This window comes from Marinobacter nitratireducens, from assembly GCF_000708045.1.
Lineage (GTDB): Bacteria > Pseudomonadota > Gammaproteobacteria > Pseudomonadales > Oleiphilaceae > Marinobacter > Marinobacter nitratireducens.
Map to the genome: position 1 here is coordinate 187,986 of NZ_ANIE01000006.1, position 20,380 is coordinate 208,365.

General features: G+C 57.3%; 21 protein-coding genes and 1 tRNA gene. 11 read left to right on the forward strand and 11 right to left on the reverse strand.

Features of this window, described 5'->3' with window-relative positions; genetic code table 11:
* Window positions 1–46 precede the first annotated feature (46 nt).
* The 7 genes from D777_RS10470 to D777_RS10500 form a co-directional block, all read right to left on the reverse strand.
* Window positions 47–1,027: a TAXI family TRAP transporter solute-binding subunit gene (locus D777_RS10470; RefSeq protein ID WP_036131778.1), complete on the reverse strand. Its 981-nt coding sequence runs from the start codon at window positions 1,025–1,027 to the stop codon at window positions 47–49.
* 223 nt (window positions 1,028–1,250) lie between these two features.
* Complete coding sequence (locus D777_RS10475) at window positions 1,251–1,676, reverse strand: secondary thiamine-phosphate synthase enzyme YjbQ (protein WP_036131779.1); 426 nt, start codon at window positions 1,674–1,676, stop codon at window positions 1,251–1,253.
* A gap of 21 nt (window positions 1,677–1,697) precedes the next feature.
* Window positions 1,698–2,762 carry a succinylglutamate desuccinylase/aspartoacylase family protein gene (locus tag D777_RS10480; RefSeq protein ID WP_036131780.1) on the reverse strand — a complete coding sequence of 355 codons (1,065 nt, stop codon included), beginning with the start codon at window positions 2,760–2,762 and terminating at the stop codon, window positions 1,698–1,700.
* Window positions 2,763–2,765: 3 nt separating this feature from the next.
* On the reverse strand, window positions 2,766–3,671 hold the full coding sequence (gene rimK / locus D777_RS10485) for a 30S ribosomal protein S6--L-glutamate ligase (protein WP_036131782.1): 906 nt from the start codon (window positions 3,669–3,671) through the stop codon (window positions 2,766–2,768).
* Window positions 3,668–4,159 carry an ATP-dependent zinc protease family protein gene (locus D777_RS10490; RefSeq protein ID WP_201443366.1) on the reverse strand — a complete coding sequence of 164 codons (492 nt, stop codon included), beginning with the start codon at window positions 4,157–4,159 and terminating at the stop codon, window positions 3,668–3,670. Before D777_RS10490 ends, rimK begins: the two co-directional genes overlap by 4 nt.
* Complete coding sequence (locus D777_RS10495; protein ID WP_036132030.1) at window positions 4,146–5,006, reverse strand: mechanosensitive ion channel family protein; 861 nt, start codon at window positions 5,004–5,006, stop codon at window positions 4,146–4,148. Before D777_RS10495 ends, D777_RS10490 begins: the two co-directional genes overlap by 14 nt.
* A 51-nt stretch (window positions 5,007–5,057) precedes the next feature.
* Window positions 5,058–5,867 carry a hypothetical protein gene (locus tag D777_RS10500; protein ID WP_036132032.1) on the reverse strand — a complete coding sequence of 270 codons (810 nt, stop codon included), beginning with the start codon at window positions 5,865–5,867 and terminating at the stop codon, window positions 5,058–5,060.
* A gap of 154 nt (window positions 5,868–6,021) precedes the next feature.
* Here D777_RS10500 and phrB point away from each other — a divergent pair, with 154 nt between their 5' ends.
* Window positions 6,022–7,428, forward strand: a complete 1,407-nt coding sequence (phrB, locus tag D777_RS10505; protein WP_036131785.1) for a deoxyribodipyrimidine photo-lyase — start codon at window positions 6,022–6,024, stop codon at window positions 7,426–7,428.
* 219 nt (window positions 7,429–7,647) lie between these two features.
* On the opposite strand, the gene D777_RS10510 is transcribed toward phrB, so the two are convergent.
* The 4 genes from D777_RS10510 to hemA are packed head-to-tail and all read right to left on the reverse strand — an operon-like array spanning window position 7,648 to window position 11,631.
* On the reverse strand, window positions 7,648–8,400 hold the full coding sequence (locus D777_RS10510) for a molybdopterin-synthase adenylyltransferase MoeB (protein ID WP_036131788.1): 753 nt from the start codon (window positions 8,398–8,400) through the stop codon (window positions 7,648–7,650).
* A 15-nt stretch (window positions 8,401–8,415) separates the two neighbouring features.
* Window positions 8,416–9,267: a peptide chain release factor N(5)-glutamine methyltransferase gene (prmC, locus tag D777_RS10515; protein ID WP_036131790.1), complete on the reverse strand. Its 852-nt coding sequence runs from the start codon at window positions 9,265–9,267 to the stop codon at window positions 8,416–8,418.
* Window positions 9,257–10,345 carry a peptide chain release factor 1 gene (gene prfA / locus D777_RS10520; RefSeq protein ID WP_036131791.1) on the reverse strand — a complete coding sequence of 363 codons (1,089 nt, stop codon included), beginning with the start codon at window positions 10,343–10,345 and terminating at the stop codon, window positions 9,257–9,259. Before prfA ends, prmC begins: the two co-directional genes overlap by 11 nt.
* Entirely contained in the window at window positions 10,342–11,631 is a 1,290-nt protein-coding gene (gene hemA / locus D777_RS10525) for a glutamyl-tRNA reductase (protein ID WP_036132034.1), read from the reverse strand. Before hemA ends, prfA begins: the two co-directional genes overlap by 4 nt.
* 237 nt (window positions 11,632–11,868) lie before the next feature.
* Here hemA and D777_RS10530 point away from each other — a divergent pair, with 237 nt between their 5' ends.
* From D777_RS10530 to D777_RS10575, 10 genes are all read left to right on the forward strand, one after another.
* A complete protein-coding gene (locus D777_RS10530) occupies window positions 11,869–13,611 on the forward strand; it encodes a tetratricopeptide repeat protein (RefSeq protein WP_036131792.1) in 1,743 nt (580 codons plus the stop codon).
* On the forward strand, window positions 13,611–14,249 hold the full coding sequence (lolB, locus tag D777_RS10535; RefSeq protein ID WP_036131794.1) for a lipoprotein insertase outer membrane protein LolB: 639 nt from the start codon (window positions 13,611–13,613) through the stop codon (window positions 14,247–14,249). Before D777_RS10530 ends, lolB begins: the two co-directional genes overlap by 1 nt.
* Complete coding sequence (ispE, locus tag D777_RS10540; protein ID WP_036131795.1) at window positions 14,249–15,109, forward strand: 4-(cytidine 5'-diphospho)-2-C-methyl-D-erythritol kinase; 861 nt, start codon at window positions 14,249–14,251, stop codon at window positions 15,107–15,109. Before lolB ends, ispE begins: the two co-directional genes overlap by 1 nt.
* 19 nt (window positions 15,110–15,128) lie before the next feature.
* Window positions 15,129–15,203: transfer RNA gene (locus tag D777_RS10545), tRNA-Gln, on the forward strand.
* 52 nt (window positions 15,204–15,255) lie between these two features.
* On the forward strand, window positions 15,256–16,206 hold the full coding sequence (locus D777_RS10550) for a ribose-phosphate pyrophosphokinase (RefSeq protein WP_036132037.1): 951 nt from the start codon (window positions 15,256–15,258) through the stop codon (window positions 16,204–16,206).
* Window positions 16,207–16,372: 166 nt separating this feature from the next.
* On the forward strand, window positions 16,373–17,011 hold the full coding sequence (locus D777_RS10555; RefSeq protein ID WP_036131797.1) for a 50S ribosomal protein L25/general stress protein Ctc: 639 nt from the start codon (window positions 16,373–16,375) through the stop codon (window positions 17,009–17,011).
* Between the two features lie 21 nt (window positions 17,012–17,032).
* A complete protein-coding gene (gene pth / locus D777_RS10560; protein WP_036131798.1) occupies window positions 17,033–17,623 on the forward strand; it encodes an aminoacyl-tRNA hydrolase in 591 nt (196 codons plus the stop codon).
* Window positions 17,624–17,706: 83 nt separating this feature from the next.
* Window positions 17,707–18,798: a redox-regulated ATPase YchF gene (gene ychF, locus D777_RS10565; RefSeq protein WP_036131800.1), complete on the forward strand. Its 1,092-nt coding sequence runs from the start codon at window positions 17,707–17,709 to the stop codon at window positions 18,796–18,798.
* Window positions 18,799–18,995: 197 nt separating this feature from the next.
* Entirely contained in the window at window positions 18,996–19,355 is a 360-nt protein-coding gene (locus D777_RS10570) for a hypothetical protein (RefSeq protein WP_036131801.1), read from the forward strand.
* Window positions 19,356–19,428: 73 nt separating this feature from the next.
* Complete coding sequence (locus D777_RS10575) at window positions 19,429–20,370, forward strand: hypothetical protein (protein WP_036131803.1); 942 nt, start codon at window positions 19,429–19,431, stop codon at window positions 20,368–20,370.
* Window positions 20,371–20,380: the final 10 nt, after the last annotated feature.

Here is a 20,380-nt window from a genome sequence, read left to right on the forward strand (position 1 = left end):
CGGTCAGATTGTGGAGGGCTGGCACAGCAGCCCCCCGGTTCTCGGATTACTGCTTGATCATGCTTTCGTCGATCTCGTAACCGTTCTCGTTAAACCAACGAGCGGCCCCCGGATGCCACGGCAGGACATTGTTCTTGCTGTAGTTCTCCGGCACGGAGTTACGGGCAGCCTTGTGGATGGAGACCATCTTGTCGTTGTGCTCCATGGTCAGCTTGGTGATTTCATACACAAAGCTCTCAGGCATGTCGCAGTTCGCCATGGCAAAGTTCCACATGGATACCACGCGGGATGGCTCTTCCAGAGACTGGTAGGTGGTTGCCGGAATGATGAATTCGGAGACCGGGAAGCTGTCGGTGATCTTCCCGGCTTCCGCGTCGTTCATACCGATGATATTTACCTCGGTCTGGACCTCCAGCTGACTGACGGCCGGGATGGGGATACCGGCTGCGAAGGCGACCACATCGATCAGGCCGTCCTGAAGCTGACCGCCCAGGTCAGACCAGCTGCCGTTGCGGCGTTCGAAGTTAACGCCGAGGGCTTCCATCATGCGGGGGAAGTAGGTGTCGGATGTGGAACCGGCCGGTCCGAAACCGATGGTGGCATCGTCGGGAATGTCAGCAATAGACTTGATGCCGGAGCTGGCCAGAGCAGTCACGGAGAACGGGGTCTCGTACATCGGGAACATGGCACAGACGTTATCCATCTTCATTCCCGGTGCAAGCGGGCTTTCACCATCTTTGGACTCACGGGCAGGGCCCATGGTGGTCAGGCCAAACTGCAGGTCACCGGTGTGGACCAGAGCCATGTTCTGCATCGGACCGCCCGTGATTTCAGCACCACCGGATACCCCCAGGTTCTCCGCAACATAGTTCGCCCAACCGGAACCATATGCGAAATAGGTGCCGCCCTGACTGGCGGTACCAACGGTGAAACTTTCCGGCCATCCGGAACGATCCTGAGCAGCTGCCGGGTTGGCAATAACGAGAGTGGAGGCGAAGGCCGCCGCCATTACGGCTTGGGTTTTCATAGAGAATGCTCCCCGTGTCATTTTGTTTGTTGGGTGCTCGACGAAGCCCTGGGAGGCCTCGGTGACGAAGAGAGGAGCAAGGAGCAGACCAGTTCTTGAAAACTGTTTATAAACAGATAGATCGGCGAATTTCAGGGTATTCGGAGAGCATAAATGGGTAAAATTCCACCCATCATGAAACGGCGATGGGTGGAATTTCACACCTGAATGTAGGCAATGTCAGCTACCAGCGCCCCTGCAGGGTTGCAACAATCCTGCGACTACCGGCGTTGTCCCGGTGCTCGCAGAGGTAAATGCCCTGCCAGGTGCCGAGGGCCAAGTGCCCATGACTGACCGGTAATGTCAGGGAGGGCCCGATCATCACACTTTTGATGTGCGCCGGCATATCATCCGGCCCCTCCATGACATGGTCATAGTGGGGCGCATGCTCCGGTGCCATCACATTGAAATGCCGCTCAAGATCACCGCGAACGTCCGGATCGGCATTTTCATTCACAGTCAGCGAGGCGGACGTGTGCTGAATGAACAGGTGCAGCAACCCCACCTCACAGTTGGTCAGATCCGGCGCCTGGGCCAGAACCTCATTCGTCACCAGGTGGAACCCCCTGGGCAAAGGGGCCAGTTCAATCGTGGTTCTGTCCCAGATCATGACTACTCCAGTTGGTAGATTTCATTTCTGCAGTTCGTCCCAGGGGTGAACCGGCACGACGGCTTCAGTCACCTCAGCTTCCAGCGAGCTCCGGAAGTAATCCATCGCTTTCTCCGCCTCGCTCAGTTCATCAAACCTGGCAATGTGATAGATCGCCTCACCCTCGTTTACCAGCGGCAGGTTGTTCACACAAATCACGATTCCGGAACAGGGTGACACCACCGCGGTTTCGGATTCACCAAACGGATCCGCCACCATCGCCAGCTTCTGCCCTTTCCGCACCTTCTGCCCCAGGCTGGCGACGGGTCTCATGATGCCATCGAGATCCGCCCTGACCCATTGCGAGTTGGCGGCAGTTTCGGAGCGTTTCTTCGGTGCCTTGGGCCCTTTTTTAACCGGCACCATCTCAAGCGCCCGCATGACTCGCATCACACCTTTGACACCACTGCTGATCACAACGTCATCAAAGCGCAGCGCTTCGCCACCCTCGAAGGTAATGACCGGAACATCCAAAGAGTCCGCATAGGCCCTCAAACTGCCCTCACGGAGACCCGCATTGAGGATCACCGGAGCGCCGAAAGCTTCCGCCATTCTCACGGTTTCCGGATTCTTCAGCTCTGCCCGTATCTGAGGCAGGTTGAAACGATGAATCGCTCCGGTGTGCAGGTCGATGATGTGCGTGACCTTTTCCATGATCTGGGTCCGCAGTAGGTAAGCGATCCGCCCACCCAGGGAACCCGACTCACTACCGGGAAAACAGCGGTTCAGGTCGCGACGGTCGGGCAGATAGCGGGTGCGTTGCACGAAACCGAAAATATTAACAATGGGAACCGCCACAAGCGTTCCACGGAGATGTCTCAGAGCAGAATTCTTGAGCACCCGGCGCACAATCTCAACGCCATTGATCTCATCACCGTGAATGGCGCCACAAACCATCAATACCGGGCCATCCCTGCGGCCGTGTACAACCTCCACAGGGATGTGCAGCGGGGTGTGGGTATAGAGCTTGGCAACCGGAACCTCTATGGTTTCCCGGGTCCCCGGTTTTACCTGAGTACCCGCAATTTCAAACGGGGCGCGTGCCATCGATCAGCCCTTTCCCTTGGTCCGGGTCTTCCAGGGCTTCTGGTTTTTCTCGGTCCAGTTAATAATCATACCGGCCACATTCTTGCCGGTGGCATTCTCAATCCCTTCCAGCCCCGGGGAGGAATTCACCTCCATCACCAGCGGCCCGCGGCTCGAACGCAACAGGTCGACACCGGCCACATTCAGCCCCATGGACTTGGCGGCCGTTACCGCCGTGCGACGCTCCTCCGGAGTAATCCGAACCAGGGACGCACTACCTCCGCGATGAAGATTGGAACGAAACTCCCCTTCCGCTCCCTGACGTTTCATCGCCGCGATGACCTTATCGCCGATCACGAAGCAGCGAATATCTGCGCCGCCGGCCTCTTTGATGAATTCCTGCACCAGGATGTCTGCCTTCAAGCCCATAAAGGCCTCAATGACACTCTCTGCAGCCTTACGAGTCTCGGCGAGTACGACGCCGATCCCCTGCGTGCCCTGCAGCAGCTTAATAACCACCGGCGCACCGCCAACCATCTTAAGCAACTCGGGCACGTTATCCGGTTTGTTGGCAAAGCCAGTCACAGGCATTCCAACACCCTTACGGGCCAACAACTGAAGCGAACGCAGCTTGTCCCGGGCACGAGTAATCGCCACCGACTCGTTCACCGGGAATACACCCATCATTTCAAACTGGCGCAGAACCGCGGTGCCGTAGAAGGTCACCGAGGCACCAATCCGGGGAATCACCACATCAAACCCTTCCAGAACCTCTTCATGATAATGAATCTGTGGCTTGGCAGAGGTGATGTTCATGGAACAGTGAAGGCAATCAATAACGTGAACCTCATGGCCGCGGTTAATCCCCTCTTCCACCAGCCGACGGGTGGAATACAGGTTTTTGTTTCGCGACAGAACCGCAATCTTCATTTTTCAGTCCTCAGGGCCGGCTCTCCGGCCAGATAGGAAGCTTCAGGGTGAACAACGGCGCGCCCGGACATGGCTGTACGCCCGAGCAGCATGCGAAATCGCATGGAATCACGATTAGTCAGAGTCATTTCAATCGGCCAGGTCTGATCGGCAATCACTACGTTTGCTTCGATCACCAGGCGCAATTCCCGGTGGCCTCCGGAGTCAGATACATTGCGCTCATCCAATACCCGGGCATCACACTCCACGATCTGATGCATATCATTCTGCACCGGGTGCACCCAGAAACGGACTCGCCGCTCGCCATCTTGCGTGTAGGGTTCGGTACGGAATGCATGCATACAGGAAGTGCGGGCCCCGGTATCGACCTTGGCCTTGATACGCTCAATGCCCAGTTCCGGCAAAGAGACCCATTCCCGCCAACCAAGCGGCAACCTGGTGTTGCCCACTGGCTCGGCAGTGGTATGGCTGCTATCAGCGTTCTTCATTTCCATCCGGATCATCCTTTTCAGCCGCCATTCCCGGCCCCATCAACTGCACCTTGAAGGGTTCAGAGTGGCTACCGGCGTACACACTGGTATGAGGGAACGGAATCTCGATGCCCTCCCGGTCCAGTGATTTCTTGATATCAACCATCATGCTGCTACGACCTTCCAGCAGCTTGTCTTTGGCTACCCAGAACGAGAATTGGAGATCGACAGACGACGGCCCGAATGCCGTCACCAATACAAATGACTTCGGCTCTTCCAGGCAAAGTGGATTTTTGTCTGCCAATGCCAGAAGCAGATTTTCAACCCGCTCTACATCTTCAGCGTAGGCAATCCCCACCGACAGGTCGAGCCGCCGAATGGGGAATCGGGAGCGATTCACCACCTTGGACTTGATCAGCGTCTCATTGGGAATCCGCACGTACAGATTGTCTGGCGTACGAAGCTTTACGCTGAGCATATCAATCCCGACCACCTCACCGATGACCGCCTCCACCTCAATGAAGTCACCAATCTCGAACGGTTTCTCAACCAGCAAAAACAGCCCACTGATCATATTCGATGCAGACGTCTGGGAAGCGAAACCGATGGCAACCGTCAGTATGCCCGCAGCCCCGAGCACCACGTCCAGGGAAAACCCGGCCTCCCTCAACGCCGCGATCACAAACAGCAGCACGATGATGTAGAACACCAGGCGCCGCATCATGACCGTGTGGTGGCGGGACGTCCGCTTGGCCAAAAACCGGGAGACACTCCTCGCAGCAAGAGAGGCCAACACAACCCCGAGGATGATCAGGAACCCGGCACTGATCCACTGAGCCCAGGCGATATCGGTGAAGACCGACATCACACCTGCTTCCATTTCTTCAAGCAAAGCACCGACTCCTTTCCGGACGGTTTATCCAAACATGCGATCAAAAGCGCGAACCAGACGCCCCCGGACAACCGGCTCGCGAGCCTCGCCTACGAGACGACACTCACCGGCTGCGGGCAGCAGCGTGGAGTCCACACGAAGGCTTGCGGAACTCATATCCGTTTCACACTCGACTGTTACCCCCGGCGTCCAGAGCTGGCCCAATGCATTGAGGTGCAAGGACAGCAAAGGCGTGGGCAGGCTGAAACGTTCAAGCAACAGGGGTTCATCCCGACCGTTGACGATGGTCACCGGCGTGACCGCCCGCCAGGGACGCTTCGGCACCGCATCCAGAACCAACCGTGCGAAACTGGGGGAGGCGTAGCACAACTCCCCCTCCATAGTATTTCGCCCAACCCACGTCATGGAGGATTCCGCCAGCGGAATCTCGGTCAGCATGGTGTCGCTCCCGCCAGCAAAGACCTTCATCCAGACCAGCGTACCCACATAGATCACACACCGCCCACCGGCAGGGATGGTCAAAGGCTGGTAGGGACGAATCACCGTGGGCAACGGTGCCAGTGCAGGCACGAACCTGACCTCACCGGTCGATCCCGTTCTGATAAAGCGCTGCAGGGGGACATCAGCCGATGGCAGGGCGTGCCCGACCGTCTCCGTCCAGCTCACCGGATCCGTATCCAGGTCCAGCGTCTCATGACGAATCTGCCACTCAAGATCGAGAAGGGTGACCCACAACCGTACGTGCCCCAGTTGGTGGAACTGGGTCTGTCCGGAATCCAGGGTATAGGAGTGAGCCCAGATACCGTCTCTTACGGCATCTGCGCCAGAATCAATAGTCGCCACATTGCTCCTTACTGTCGTGCCGGCCATTTCGAGTAACTATAATCCAATCACGGCACCTCAGCGAATATGCAAACTGGTGATTTTATTGAGAGAACGCCCTGTATTTACCCGTATAGGGGCAACGCCAACAGATCCGAGGTATGAAATGACACAACTGGTGTGGTTCCGGAATGACCTGCGTCTGGCCGACAATCCGGCACTGACGGCGGCCTGCGGCAGTGGTCAGCCCGTCTCGGCCTGTTTTGTTGTCACGCCTGACCAGTGGCAGGAGCACGATTGGTCACCCGCCCGGGTGCATTTTGTCATCGCCCATGCCAACGCCCTCGCGACCGAACTGGCCAAACTGGGCATCCCCATGACCTTCCTGACGGCTTCTCGCTTTGCCGACAGCATCGACCACATCGAAAACCTCTGCAAAGAGCTGGGTGTCACGGAGCTCCACTTCAACGAAGAGTACGGCGTAAACGAACGACAGCGGGATAAAAACCTGAAGCAACGACTGGCCTCTCTGGGCCTGTCAGTGCGCAAATATCGGGACCAGACGGTTGCTCCGGTGGGAGACATCCTCACCCAGCAACAGGAACCCTATTCCGTCTTCACGCCGTTCTCCCGCCGCTGGCGTGCCTGGATTGAGGAAACACAGCCAACCGTCTACCCGATACCTGCTCCCCAAGGCGAGCCTCTGAAACCAGAGCAGATCGAGGACATTCCAGCCGCTTTCACAGATGCCCCGTCACCGCTGTTAGACACAGGAGAAGACGCGGCGCATCGGCGGCTACAGAGTTTCCTGAGTGAAGAATGTGGACGCTATAAAGAACAACGCGACTTCCCCGCCGTCGACGGCACCAGCCAACTCTCGGCTTACCTGGCAAACGGCGTTTTATCTGGCCGCCAATGCCTGACCGCCGCACGGGAGGCCCAGGGGCAAGGTGGCAACCAGGAAGGCTTCGCCACCTGGACCAATGAAATCGCCTGGCGGGACTTCTACATCCACATCCTCTATCACTATCCGAGGGTAAGCATGAACCGGGCGTTCAAACCGGAAACCGAAGCCCTGACATGGAACTCTCCGGATGACCACCTTGAAGCCTGGAAAACCGGCAACACCGGCATCCCCATCGTCGACGCCGCCATGCGCCAACTCAACCACACTGGCTGGATGCACAACCGGTTACGGATGATCACCGCCATGTTCCTCACCAAAAACCTGTTCATCGACTGGCGCCTTGGCGAGGCCTATTTCATGTCGAAACTGGTGGACGGCTTTCTGGCGTCAAACAACGGCGGCTGGCAATGGAGCGCCTCAACCGGCACCGACGCCGCGCCCTACTTCCGCGTGTTCAACCCCGCAACCCAGAGCGAGCGGTTCGATCCGAAGGGAGAATTCATCCGCCACTGGGTACCCGAGTTGACCAAACTGGACAACAAACGAATCCACGACCCGAGCGCCAAAAGCGGAGTTATTCCAAAGGGTTATCCACGTCCGATAGTGGACCTGAAGGAAAGCAGAAAGGAAGCAATTGCCAGGTTTCAGGCGTTAAAAGAGGTTTAACAGAAAGGCAAGAAGCAGGATCAGGGTCGGGCGGCCCAAAACTGTGCGAAGCCATGGATGGCGAAGCTCAAGCGCCACAAGGGTGAGGCCGAGCGTTTATGAAGCGAAGCTTCATGCGACAGCCGAACGACTGCAATCTGTGATTGCAGGCTGGACCCCGAAGGGGGGCCGAAGGAGCGGGTTTTGGACCATCCTTTCCTTACCCTGCCAGCACCTAAACTACGTACTAACAGAACAAACAGGACACCCAGGATCCCGGGCAAGTTTCATCTCCCGCCACTGCATCTCCCAAGCATCCAGAATCAACAGCCGCCCCACCAACGGCGCGCCAACCCCGGAAATCACCTTGATCGCCTCCATTGCCTGAACCGACCCGATCATACCCACCAATGGCGCAATCACCCCCGCCTGCGAACAGGTCAGATCTTCATTCCCCTGCTCCGGGTACAAACAGTGATAACACGGGCTACTCTCAACCCGCTGATCATACACTGACACCTGCCCCTCACCCCGGATCGCGGCACCCGACACCAGAGGCACCTTTGCCGCCACACAGGCGCGATTCAAGGCAAACCGGGTATTGAAGTTGTCGGTGCAATCGACAACAAGCGTTGCCTGCCCGACCTGGCGAGCGAGTTCCTCACCATCAAGACGTCGGTTAACCGCCTCAACCGAAATCAGGGGATTGATACGCAGAATGCGAGCAGCGAGCGCCTCTGCCTTGGACTGCCCGAGCTGATCCTGATCGAAGCCAATCTGCCGCTGCAGGTTAGCCATCTCCACCGCATCGTCATCCACAAGAGTAAGACGTCCCACCCCAGCGGCGCCGAGATAGAGAGCCACAGGGCAGCCTAGCCCACCTGCGCCAACAACCAGTACACGGGCAGATTTGAGCTTTTCCTGCCCGGCAACATCAAACCTGGGCATCAGAATCTGACGGCTGTATCGCAGTAGTTCGTCATCACTCAGCATAGTCATCTCCCGGCTTTATGAGGCAGAACGCCAGCACCCCAGCGTCATTCGATCACAGTTACCATAGTCTCTGCGACTCTCGACCGCCTCAAATCCTCTCGCGGTCATCAAGGAACGAACAGAGGCAGCCTGCTCAAAGCCATGCTCAATCAAAAGCCAACCACCCTCATTCAGCCAATCAGGCGCCTGCTCTATGATCAGACGGATATCATCCAGGCCATCGGTGCCGGAAACCAGTGCGGAGGCCGGCTCAAAACGCACATCGCCCTCGCTCAGATGGTGATCACCGCTGGCGATGTAAGGCGGATTGGAAACAATCAGATCGAATCGGACAGGTTTGAGGCCAGAGAACCAGCTGCTCTTGACCACTGACACCGTCAGCCCCAGAGCCAGGGCATTCTCCCGTGCCAACTCCACGGCCTCATCCACACAGTCACACGCGGATACAGCCCATTGCGGGTGCTCACTGGCGAGCGCCAGAGCGATGGCCCCTGTGCCCGTGCCGAGATCCAACACCCGGGCGTCCGCCGGAAGCGGAAGATCAACCGCGGTTTCGACCAGACACTCGGTATCAGGACGGGGAATCAGCGTAGCTGAACTGACATTCAGGGGCAGCGACCAGAATTCCTGATGGCCCAGCAGATAAGCAACCGGCTGCCCTTCCACACGACGCGAAACGAGTTTCTCAAACGCTTCCACCTGACCGGCATCAATTTCACGCTCCGGCCAGGCACGAAAACTGGTTCGGCTCAGGCCACTCACATGGCTCAGCAACAACTCGGCATCCAGCCGTGCACTCTCGCTCTGAATCCGGCTGGCAGCGTCCTTCAGCAGTGCTTCGCAGGTTTTGGGGGAATCAGTGCTCATCGGCAAGGGATGCCAGAAGTTCCGCCTGATGCTCCTGTTGGAGCGGCACAATTACCGCGTCCAGATCACCGGCAATCACTTCGTCGAGCTTGTAGAGGGTCAGGTTGATCCGGTGGTCGGTCACCCGCCCTTGGGGAAAGTTATAAGTCCGGATACGTTCCGAACGGTCGCCACTGCCCACCAGGCTTTTGCGCGTTTCCGCAACGGCCTTCTGCTGACGCTCGGTTTCCGCATTCTGGAGCCGTGAAGCCAACAGGCTCATGGCCTTTGCCCGGTTTTTGTGCTGCGAGCGCTCTTCCTGACACTCCACCACAATGCCCGTAGGCAGGTGGGTGATGCGGATCGCCGAGTCCGTCTTGTTAACGTGCTGACCACCGGCCCCGGAGGATCGGAACGTGTCCACCCGCAGGTCCGCCTTGTTGATGTCGACGGCCTCCGCCTCGTCCGCCTCCGGCATGATCGCAACCGTACAAGCTGACGTATGAATACGGCCCTGGGATTCGGTCTCCGGCACCCGCTGTACACGGTGAGCACCAGATTCAAACTTGAACGCTCCGTAGACGCCGTCACCGGCAACCCGGGCAATCACCTCTTTATAACCGCCGTGCTCACCTTCGCTCTCACTGAGCACTTCAACCTGCCAGCGGTGGCTTTCCGCGTAACGGCTGTACATACGGAACAGATCACCGGCAAAGATAGCTGCTTCGTCACCTCCGGTTCCCGCACGGACCTCGAGGAAAACACTTTTACTGTCGTTAGGATCCTTCGGCAGCATCAGCCGCTGCAATTCCTCATCCAGCTCTTCGTTTTTCTGGCGGGCCTCATTGAGCTCATCTTCCGCCATCGCGCGCATGTCGGCATCGCTGTCATTGGCCAACTCTTTAGCCGCTTCAATATCATCCAGGGACTGACGCCAGGACTGAAAGCACTGAACAATGGGCTCAATTTCCGAGAATTCGCGGGAAAGATCACGGAATTTGGTTTGATCGGAAATGACGGAAGCGTCGCTGAGCAACGCGCTGACCTCCTCGAAGCGGTCAACCAACTGCTCGAGGCGGGATTGGATCGATGGTTTCATATTTTTTCCGGGGTGGTAGGCTCGTCGGCTTCCAGTGCATCCAGCTGGTGCAGCTCACGCAGCCATTCGGTCACCTCGGGGCGCCCTTCGGTGGTTGCCTTGCGAACCTGTACCGAAGGTTCATGCAGGAGTTTATTGGTGAGGCCACGGGCCAGGCTACGCAAAACCGTTTCAGGATCGGCACCGTTACGCAGGCTGCGCAGGGCCTTTTCCGTCTCCGTATCCCGCAGTGATTCCGCGCGTTGACGGAACTGCTTGAGCGTGGACACCGCGTCCAGGGCGCGCAGCTGGTTCAGGAAGTCCTGAACACCAGCCGTCACCAGGTTCTCGGCTTCCCGTGCAGCGCCTTCCCGGGACCGGATGTTCTCTTCAATCACCTGGCGCAGGTCGTCCACAGTGTACAGATAGACGTCTGCCAACGAGGAAACCTCGGGCTCAATGTCGCGAGGTACCGCAATATCAACCATAAAGTAAGGCCGATGCTTTCTCTTCTTCAGCGCCCGCTCAACCGCCCCCTTACCGAGAATCGGCAGCGGGCTGGCTGTTGACGAGATAATGATGTCCACATCGTGGAGATAGTCCGGAATTTCATTCAAAAGAATACCCTTGCCGCCATAGGATGAGGCCAGGGTATGCGCCCTCTCGAGGGTCCGGTTGGCAACCAGAAAATCCTTGACGCCTGCATCTGCCAGGTGCCGGGCCACCAGTTCGATGGTTTTCCCTGCACCGATGAGGAGCGCCTTGTTACGGGACATATCCGCAAAGATGTGGTGGGCCATGCTGACGGCCGCATATGCCACTGACACCGGGTTCTCTCCGATGGCCGTCTGGGTACGGACGCGCTTGGCCACGGAAAACGTCTGCTCAAACAAACGGGAAAGGAAGCCGCCACTGGCGCCGAATTCCCGCGACAGTGAATAGGCGTCCTTGAGCTGACCAAGAATCTGGGGTTCGCCGAGTACCATGGAGTCGAGCCCCGCAGCAACCCGCATCATGTGACGAACGGCATCGCCATCGCGATGCACGTATACCGCTTCCTCCAACTCACCGGCATCCAGATCATGGAATCCGGCCAACCAGCGCAACACCATGGGCGCACAATCATCGTCGCCGGCCAGGTACAACTCAGTCCGGTTACAGGTCGACAGAATGGCGGCTTCACTGGCGCCAGAAGCAACACGCAACTCCGCGAAGGCTTCGGACATCCGCTCAGGAGTAAATGCGATTCTCTCCCGCAACTCCACCGGAGCCGTGCGGTGATTGATTCCCAGTGTGACCAATGCCATGTCTTGGTTCTGCAACCTTTATATAGACGTACCTGAAATTTCCGTCATTTTAACGGCCAGCGACAGCGCCCGCCACCCAAAACCCTGATCCCTTCGGCAAGTGCGGACAGGTTGGGCAATATCAGACGCTTATGCCATTATAGGGAACCGGCCAGGGAGATGACCCGACTCAGCTCAATTAATCGAGCTTTGACAAGGCCGACTCTGATGCTTAGTCGACAGATCACGGGAAGTTGCATGTATAAATCCGCACCGTTTTGGGTGACCTGCCTGCTTGGCCTGACATTGTCAGGTTGCGCCAACCTCTCTGGCTCCCAACAAGCTCCGGACACCGAAGTACCCTCTCAGCCTGTCGCCAACGATGTCGACAAACCCATCGAATACGCCGATTTTGAACCTGAGGTCCTCTACCTACTGCTGTCGGGTGAAATTGCAGCCCAGCGCGGCCGGTTTGACGTTACGCTGGTGAATTACTTGAAAGCCGCACAGAAATCCCGGGACACCAGCGTTATCGAACGAGCCATGCGCATCGCCCAGTCCCTGAACGGCGACAATGCCCAGCGCCAACTGGCCGAGCTCTGGCTGGAAGTCGACCCCGGCAACCTTCAGGCACACCGCGTGTCGGCTATCCAGGCCGTGAAAGCCAATGATCTGGAAACTGCCCTTCAGCACATGGAAACGATCATGGATGAAGGCGGCGACGCAGATTTTGACAGTCTGGCGGCCATGGCTGGCAATCTGCCACCGGAACAGCAAAAAGAGCTGTTGTCTCTCTATAAGAAGACAGCCGACCGGCACCCGGATACACCCGAACTGGAATACAGCATCGCTCTGCTGGAAAAAGTAACCGGCGACCCGCAAGCCGCCCTCGACCGACTTGAGCCGCTACTGGACAACCACGCAAACTTCCAGCCCGGAATTATCCTGAAAGGCGACCTGCTCTATCAGCTGGGCAACAAACCACAGGCTCTCGATTACCTGATGATCAATACCCGCCAGTTCCCGGCAAATCGCTCCATGGGAACACTCTATGGTCGGATGCTGATTGGAGAAGGCGAATTACAGGCTGCCCAGGACGAATTCGCACGTCTGGTCAAGCGCTTCCCCAACGTGCCAGGCCTGCGCCTGTCTCACGCTCTGGTGGCGCTGGAAAACGACCAGGTCGACCTGGCCAGAGAAGAGCTGACGAATCTGACAGAGCAAGGACACCACACCAACGAAGCGAACTATTACCTCGGCCGCATCGAGGACGAAGCCGGCAACCCGGACAATGCCATCGGCTTTTACCGCCAGGTCAAGGAAGGCTCGTACTACCTGCCTTCTCTGGCCCGCGCCAGCGAACTTCGGGCGGAGCAGGGGAAACTCGAGGAAGCCCTTGCGGAGATTAGACACCTGCGCGAAACCAACCCGGCGAAAGCGGAGAGCTTCTGGCTCCTGGAAGTCAACCTGCTCATCGACCAGGACCGCCAGCAAGACGTACTTGAAACAACCAGCACCGCTCTGGAGGCATACCCTGGCAACGTCCAGATCCGCTATGCCCGGGCAATGCTACTGGACAGCATGGGGCAGCCTGAAAAAGCGGAAGAGGATCTGAAGAAGATCGTTGCCGAGGATCCGCGCAACGCCATCGCCCTGAATGCACTGGGCTACATCCTCGCCACCCGGAGCGATCGACTGGAAGAAGCCCGAGGCTATATCCAGCAGGCCCTTTCCCTGGACCCGGAGAACCCGGCCATTCTCGACAGCATGGGATGGGTCCTGTTCCGGGAAGGCAGGATCAAGCCCGCCCTGGATTATCTGTCACGGGCCTGGGCGGCGTATCCAGATCCTGAAGTGGCCGCCCACTATGGCGAAGCACTCTGGATGTCCGGCGCCGAGGAACAGGCACGCATCATCTGGAAGAAAGGACTTGAGCAGGATGCCGAACACGACATTCTGCTGGAGACCATCAAACGCCTGACCGATGGCGGAGACCTTTAATGCGGCAGCGCGCACGCCTCTGGCTGATCCTGCCAATCATCACCCTGTTAGGCGCCTGCACCACCATCCAGGTGGAGCCACTCCCGGACGGCATGACCGACCAGCCTCCCGCCGGGTGGGCAGGCCGCTCAGAGACTCTCAGTACCTTCCAGCACTGGCGCCTGATCGGCAAGCTCGCCGTCAAACAGCCTTCCGACAGCGGTAGCGCTATCATCAACCACTGGATACAGGACGGCGAAGCCTACGACCTGGCACTCTCTTCCGCTTTTTTAGGCATGGGCCGCACCTCTCTGAAGGGCGTGCCCGGGTTTATGGAACTCACCTTGCCCAACGGAGACACCTACCGGTCAAACGAACCGGAGGCTCTGGTTGAGGCCGCCACCGGCTGGCAACTCCCCATCAACCACCTGACCTGGTGGATCCGGGGCCTGCCTGCTCCGGGCGACGACTTCCGGCTGCTATTTGATCAAAGCGAACAACTGGCAATGATCCGACAGGCCGGATGGGAAATTCGCTACGACCGCTGGCAGCAGTTCCTTTCGGGCTACCCCGCCCTGCCCGCACGGATTACCGCACTGAAAGGGGACAAGCGGGTAAGACTGGTCGTTAGCGAGTGGAACGGCGAGGCGTCAGATTAATGAACAGCCTCACCCTACCCTCGCCGGCAAAACTCAACCTGTTCCTCCACATTGTGGGCCGGCGTCCAGACGGCTTTCACGAACTGCAAACTCTGTTTCAGTTCCTCGACTACGGCGATGACATCACGTTCACCCCGGCCCGGGACAAGTCTGGAGCATGGCTTGAGGATTCCCTCCCGGGGGTGGAAGACGAGGACAACCTGATCATCAAAGCTGCCCGCGCGATTGAGAACAGAACAACCAGCCCAACACCCGGGATCAGCATCCGGATCAACAAGCGGCTTCCCATGGGCGGCGGACTGGGTGGCGGAAGCTCCAATGCAGCAACCACTCTTCTGGCTCTGAACCACATCTGGAAAACAGGACTGAACACGGACGAACTCGCCGATATAGGCCTGACATTGGGCGCGGATGTGCCCGTCTTTGTGCGAGGCCATTCTGCGTTCGGCGAAGGGGTTGGAGAGCAACTGACACCGGCGAACCCACCCGAAGACTGGTTCGTTGTGCTGAAACCTGATTGCGAGATAAACACTGGCAAGATTTTTTCCGAGGAAGGGTTGACAAGGAACACCCCGAGAATCACAATAGCGCCCGCTTTTGAGGGAGACGCCTCGAGGTACCGAAACGACTGTGAGGATGTAGTTCGGAGACTGTATCCTGAGGTTAACCAGAGCCTGGAATGGCTGTCACAATTCGGACCTGCAAGATTAACCGGAACCGGGGCTTGCATTTTTGGACGTTTCCCGACAGAATCCGCAGCCCGGATTATCTGGGAAAGCAAACCCTCCGGCATCACGGGGTTCGTAGCTAAAGGGGTGAACATATCGCCTCTACACCAAAAGCTAACAGAGCTGGAATGATGCCAAAAAAGCACGATACTGGGGTGTCGCCAAGTGGTAAGGCAACGGGTTTTGATCCCGTCATGCGCAGGTTCGAATCCTGCCACCCCAGCCACCTTTCTCCCGCTTCTTCCGAATCAAACGCCGATATTGAGAAGGATGCCGTCGTGTCCAAACTGATGATTTTCGCTGGCAATGCCAACCCTGACCTTGCCAAAGCTATCGCCCAGAAACTCCACATTCCCATGGGTCAGGCCACTGTAGGCCGCTTCAGCGACGGCGAAACCACCGTCGAGATCAACGAGAATGTTCGTGGCCATGATGTTTTCATCATTCAGCCCACCTGCTACCCCACCAACGACAATCTGATGGAACTCATCGTGATGGCCGATGCACTTCGCCGTGCTTCCGCTACACGAGTGACCGCCGTAATCCCTTACTACGGTTACGCCCGCCAGGATCGTCGCGTTCGCTCAACCCGGGTAGCCATCAGCGCTAAAGTAGTTGCTGACATGATTTCCAGCATCGGCGTTGACCGCGTACTGACGGTAGACCTGCACGCGGACCAGATCCAAGGCTTTTTCGACATTCCGGTGGACAACATCTATGCCACCCCGGTCATGCTCGAAGACATCGAAAAGCAGCGCTTTGAAAACTTCATCGTGGTTTCTCCCGATGTCGGCGGCGTTGTTCGCGCCCGCGCCGTTGCCAAGAAGCTAGACGATGCCGACCTGGCCATCATCGACAAGCGCCGCCCGAAAGCCAATGTCTCACAGGTTATGCATATTATCGGCGACGTTCGAGACAAAACCTGCATCCTGGTCGATGACATCATCGATACGGCCGGCACACTCTGCAAAGCTGCAAATGCCCTGAAAGAGCACGGCGCAGCTCGGGTCGTCGCCTACATCACCCACCCAGTGCTGTCGGGCCCGGCGATCGAAAACATCAATGCGTCCGAACTGGATGAACTGGTTGTCTGCGACACCATTCCGGTGAGTGACAAAGTGAAGAAATGTGATAGAATCCGCGTCCTCGGAATGGCTGGCCTGATGGCCGAGTCCATTCGTCGCGTGAGCAACGAAGAATCTATCAGTGCCATGTTCGAGAATGCCTGAGGAGCCAATACGGCTCTAAACTTCAGGCAAGACAGGCAGTTACCGAGTCGGGAGCCCCATCAGGCTCCCGACTCTTTTCGTCAGCCGGAAAATCCGGCTTTTCAGAAATATCATCTGAGCCAAAGCCTGGTCGCGGGCCTCTCGGATGAAGATTGAGGTTAATACCATGTCTCAGGAATTTGTAATCGAAGCATTTCCTCGTGACGATCAGGGGAGAGGTGCGAGCCGCCGCCTGCGTCGCGAAGAGAAGAAAATCCCGGCCATCATCTACGGTGGTAACGCTGAAGCGACTCCGATCGCCATCTGGCACAACGAGCTGAAAAAAGCTCTGGAGAACGAGGCGTTTTTCTCGCACGTCCTGACCATCGATATCGCTGGCAAGAAAGAGAGCGTTATCCTGAAGGACCTGCAGCGTCACCCGTACAAGCCCATCCTTAGCCACGCCGACTTCCAGCGCGTCGACAAGGATCACGACATTCACGTTAACGTACCGCTGCACTTCCTGAACGAAGACACCGCACCGGCCGTCAAGACCCACGGTGGCGTTGTTTCTCACCAGATGACGGAAGTTGAAGTTGTATGTCGTCCGCAGAATCTGCCTGAGTTCCTGGAAATCGACCTGACTGACGTTGAGATGGATCAGGTTATCCACCTGAGCGACATCGCACTGCCTGAAGGTGTTCGCATTGCTGCTCTGCAGCAGGGCGAAGACCACGATCTGCCGGTACTGTCGATCCACAAGCCGAAAGGCGCCAAGGCAGATGATGCCGAGGAAGGCGAAGAAGAGGAAGGCGGCGAGGAATAATCGCTGCGGGAGCACCGGCGAATGGCACAGGATATTGTTATGGTGGTCGGGCTGGGCAATCCAGGCTCCGACTACGAAAATACCCGCCACAACGCCGGCGCCCTTTTCGTCGAAGCTCTGGCCCGCCAAGCGGGTCAGACGCTCCGCCCGGAAAAGAAATACCATGGGCTGTACGCCCGCATTCACTGGCAGGGCTTGGACCTGCACCTCCTGAACCCCACAACCTTCATGAATCGCAGCGGCCTGTCCATCAAGGCGCTCGCGGACTTCTTCAAGATCTCTCCCGAACAGATCCTCGTGGCTCATGATGAGCTCGACCTGCCCCCTGGCACCGCAAAGCTGAAAAAAGGCGGCGGCCATGGCGGCCACAACGGTCTGCGCGACACCATCGCTCACCTGGGCACCAACGCCTTTCAGCGCCTGCGCCTCGGCATCGGCCATCCCGGCGATAGCCGCAAAGTCACCGGATTTGTACTGGGCCGCCTGGGCAAACAGGAGACCGAGGAACTCAACGCGGTGTTTGATGAAGTGATTCGGGTTCTCCCTGACGCCGCCAACGGCAAACTGGCTGCCGCCATGAACCGCCTGCACAGTTTCAAACCCACCGCCTGAGAAGGGCATAACCCCTTACTCGCACCATCCCCGATACCCCGGTATAATCGCGCCCAAATTTTCAGTACCAGCAGAGGCATTCCATGGGATTTAACTGCGGCATCGTCGGCCTTCCCAACGTCGGCAAATCCACCCTGTTCAACGCGCTTACCAAGTCTGGCATTGGTGCCGAGAACTTTCCGTTCTGCACCATTGAGCCCAATGCAGGCGTTGTCGCCATGCCGGATCCTCGCCTCAACAAGCTGGCCGAGATTGTAAAACCGGAACGCACCATTCCGACGTCCATGGAATTCGTGGACATCGCCGGCCTGGTAGAGGGCGCATCCAAAGGTGAAGGCCTGGGCAACCAGTTCCTCGCCAACATCCGTCAGACCGACGCCATTGCCCATGTCGTCCGTTGCTTTGAAGATGACAACGTGATTCACGTTGCCAACAAGGTAAACCCGGCCTCCGACATCGAGGTGATCAATACCGAGCTGGCACTGGCCGACCTGGACACCGTCGAAAAAGCGATCAAACGGGTTCAGCGTGTTGCCAAAAGCGGCGACAAGGACGCCAAGGCACAATTGGCCATGTTCGAAACACTGCTGCCCGTTCTGAACGAAGGCAAGCCGGTACGGAGCATGGATCTCGACAAGGATCAGATGACTCTGATCCGGGAGCTGTGCCTGTTGACGGTGAAGCCGACCATGTACATTGCCAATGTGAACGAAGACGGCTTCGAGAATAACCCTCACCTGGATACCGTGCGGGAAATCGCAGCCTCCGAGAACGCCGTTGTGGTGCCCATCTGCAACAAGCTTGAAGCCGAGATTTCAGAACTGGAAGACGACGAAAAATCCATGTTCCTCGACGAAATGGGCATGGAAGAGCCCGGCCTCGACCGCGTTATCCGCGCCGGTTACGGGCTACTGGGACTTCAGACCTACTTTACCGCTGGTGTAAAGGAAGTCCGCGCCTGGACCGTCAAGATTGGCGCAACGGCTCCACAGGCGGCCGGGGTGATTCATACCGACTTTGAACGCGGTTTCATCCGGGCTGAAGTAGTCGGCTACGACGATTTCGTCGCGTGCAATGGCGAAGCCGGTGCCAAAGAAGCCGGCAAGTGGCGCCTGGAGGGCAAAGATTACATCGTTCAGGACGGCGACGTAATCCACTTCCGATTCAACGTGTAATCCCTCTCGCAACTGGCCTCAACCTGCTCTCGGTTGAGGCCTATCCCCTCCCTTCCCTGCGCAACAGATTCCTCACGGTACAAAAAAACAAACAATTCTTTACGATCCACTATTTGATGCAGATCAATTTCGCTCCTAATGTTTTTCACAGAGACAGCAAATTCTTTGCTGGCACCTAAACTCATTTGGAGAGATAAATGGCGGACATTTCAGGACTGAAAGAGATCGAAGGCTTTGTTGGTGGCTGCCTGGTCGACAGTGAATCCGGCCTTTTGATGGGCAAGGAAGGCGGCGACAAGTTTGACCTTGATACCGCTGCTGCAGGCAATACTGAAGTGGTTCGCGCCAAGCGCAAGACCATGTCAGCCCTTGGTATCTCAGGGAATATTGAAGACATCCTGATTACGCTGGATGACCAATATCACCTGATACGCCTCCTGAACAGCAACGATGCAATCTTCCTCTATGTCGTGCTGGACAAAGCCAAGGGCAATCTCGGCATGGCCAGAATGATCACAAAGAACGTCGAGAAATCGCTAGACCTTTCCTCGCTGTAAAACCGGAAAAGCGCCTGGTGCCTGAAGCCAGACAGGAACGGCCCACTGGGCGTCTTCATCAAGGAGGCGGATCTTGAAGACTCTCTCCTGCAAAGGACTGACCGATAAAGATCAACTGGTGCTCCGGTCACTGGTCGATCTTATGATCTCCAGGACCAGCGATGACTGGACCTACTCAGAGGAAGGCGAGAGCGATGTTGTCATCGTCGACACCGACAACCTCTCCGACCCCCGCAACGTCATTGACGAGATCGAAGCCCGTAATGGCGTTGCGATTGAGTACTCCAACAGCAACACCTCCGACACGTCGCGTCTGCGAATCCAGAAGCCGCTGCGCGCCGCCAACCTGATTTCCGTATTTAATTCCGTCGAGTCACGTCTGACCCGGGGTGAAATACCCTACACAAACAATACTGGCAACACAGCCGGCGATACCGCCGGCATCCTCGATCTTATCAGCGCCGGTAAAGCAACCTTACTCAGGGTTTCCTCAAGAGACTCAAGCTGCGTAATCGACCTTTCCTCTTGCCGTTACTCAATCCGAGGCTCACTTTCCCTGGCAGAACTTCTCGTATCGCCAGAAAAAGCCATCACAACCCTTGCCCCGGAAGAGCCTCAGGGCCACGAGGATGATTGGCAACCGATGCCGTCACTCCAGTGGTTGGTGGGGATGAAACTGTCCGGTGGCGAACTGATTGGAAATCTTCACGCCGGCAGCCGCTTCAAACTCCATCATTGGCCGCCAGCAGATCTTGCAAAGCTTGAGCCCCAGGCGATGACACTCAGCGCCATACTGAGCAGAAAGTCTGGCGCAACCATTGACGAAGTGGTGGCCAAGTCCGGCATTCCGGATAGCGACATCATAAGGTTTATCAACGGAGCCTATCTCGCCAAGGCGATCTCCATTCGCGCGGTCAGCACCGACACAGAGGACGACACTCCAAACCGCCCAGAACCTCCGTCCAAAGGGCTTTTTGACATGATTCGAAACCGCCTGACCAGGAAACCGAGATGAGGTTTTATCC

Coding starts and splice junctions, on each gene's coding strand:
- D777_RS10555 (WP_036131797.1), top strand. CDS start 16,373: ATGTCTCAGGAATTTGTAATCGAAGCATTTCCTCGTGACGATCAGGGG.
- phrB (WP_036131785.1), top strand. CDS start 6,022: ATGACACAACTGGTGTGGTTCCGGAATGACCTGCGTCTGGCCGACAAT.
- prfA (WP_036131791.1), bottom strand. CDS start 10,345: ATGAAACCATCGATCCAATCCCGCCTCGAGCAGTTGGTTGACCGCTTC.
- D777_RS10510 (WP_036131788.1), bottom strand. CDS start 8,400: ATGCTGAGTGATGACGAACTACTGCGATACAGCCGTCAGATTCTGATG.
- D777_RS10495 (WP_036132030.1), bottom strand. CDS start 5,006: ATGTCGGTCTTCACCGATATCGCCTGGGCTCAGTGGATCAGTGCCGGG.
- rimK (WP_036131782.1), bottom strand. CDS start 3,671: ATGAAGATTGCGGTTCTGTCGCGAAACAAAAACCTGTATTCCACCCGT.
- D777_RS10470 (WP_036131778.1), bottom strand. CDS start 1,027: ATGAAAACCCAAGCCGTAATGGCGGCGGCCTTCGCCTCCACTCTCGTT.
- D777_RS10475 (WP_036131779.1), bottom strand. CDS start 1,676: ATGATCTGGGACAGAACCACGATTGAACTGGCCCCTTTGCCCAGGGGG.
- ychF (WP_036131800.1), top strand. CDS start 17,707: ATGGGATTTAACTGCGGCATCGTCGGCCTTCCCAACGTCGGCAAATCC.
- D777_RS10480 (WP_036131780.1), bottom strand. CDS start 2,762: ATGGCACGCGCCCCGTTTGAAATTGCGGGTACTCAGGTAAAACCGGGG.
- D777_RS10490 (WP_201443366.1), bottom strand. CDS start 4,159: ATGAAGAACGCTGATAGCAGCCATACCACTGCCGAGCCAGTGGGCAAC.
- prmC (WP_036131790.1), bottom strand. CDS start 9,267: ATGAGCACTGATTCCCCCAAAACCTGCGAAGCACTGCTGAAGGACGCT.
- D777_RS10530 (WP_036131792.1), top strand. CDS start 11,869: ATGTATAAATCCGCACCGTTTTGGGTGACCTGCCTGCTTGGCCTGACA.
- D777_RS10570 (WP_036131801.1), top strand. CDS start 18,996: ATGGCGGACATTTCAGGACTGAAAGAGATCGAAGGCTTTGTTGGTGGC.
- hemA (WP_036132034.1), bottom strand. CDS start 11,631: ATGGCATTGGTCACACTGGGAATCAATCACCGCACGGCTCCGGTGGAG.
- ispE (WP_036131795.1), top strand. CDS start 14,249: ATGAACAGCCTCACCCTACCCTCGCCGGCAAAACTCAACCTGTTCCTC.
- lolB (WP_036131794.1), top strand. CDS start 13,611: ATGCGGCAGCGCGCACGCCTCTGGCTGATCCTGCCAATCATCACCCTG.
- pth (WP_036131798.1), top strand. CDS start 17,033: ATGGCACAGGATATTGTTATGGTGGTCGGGCTGGGCAATCCAGGCTCC.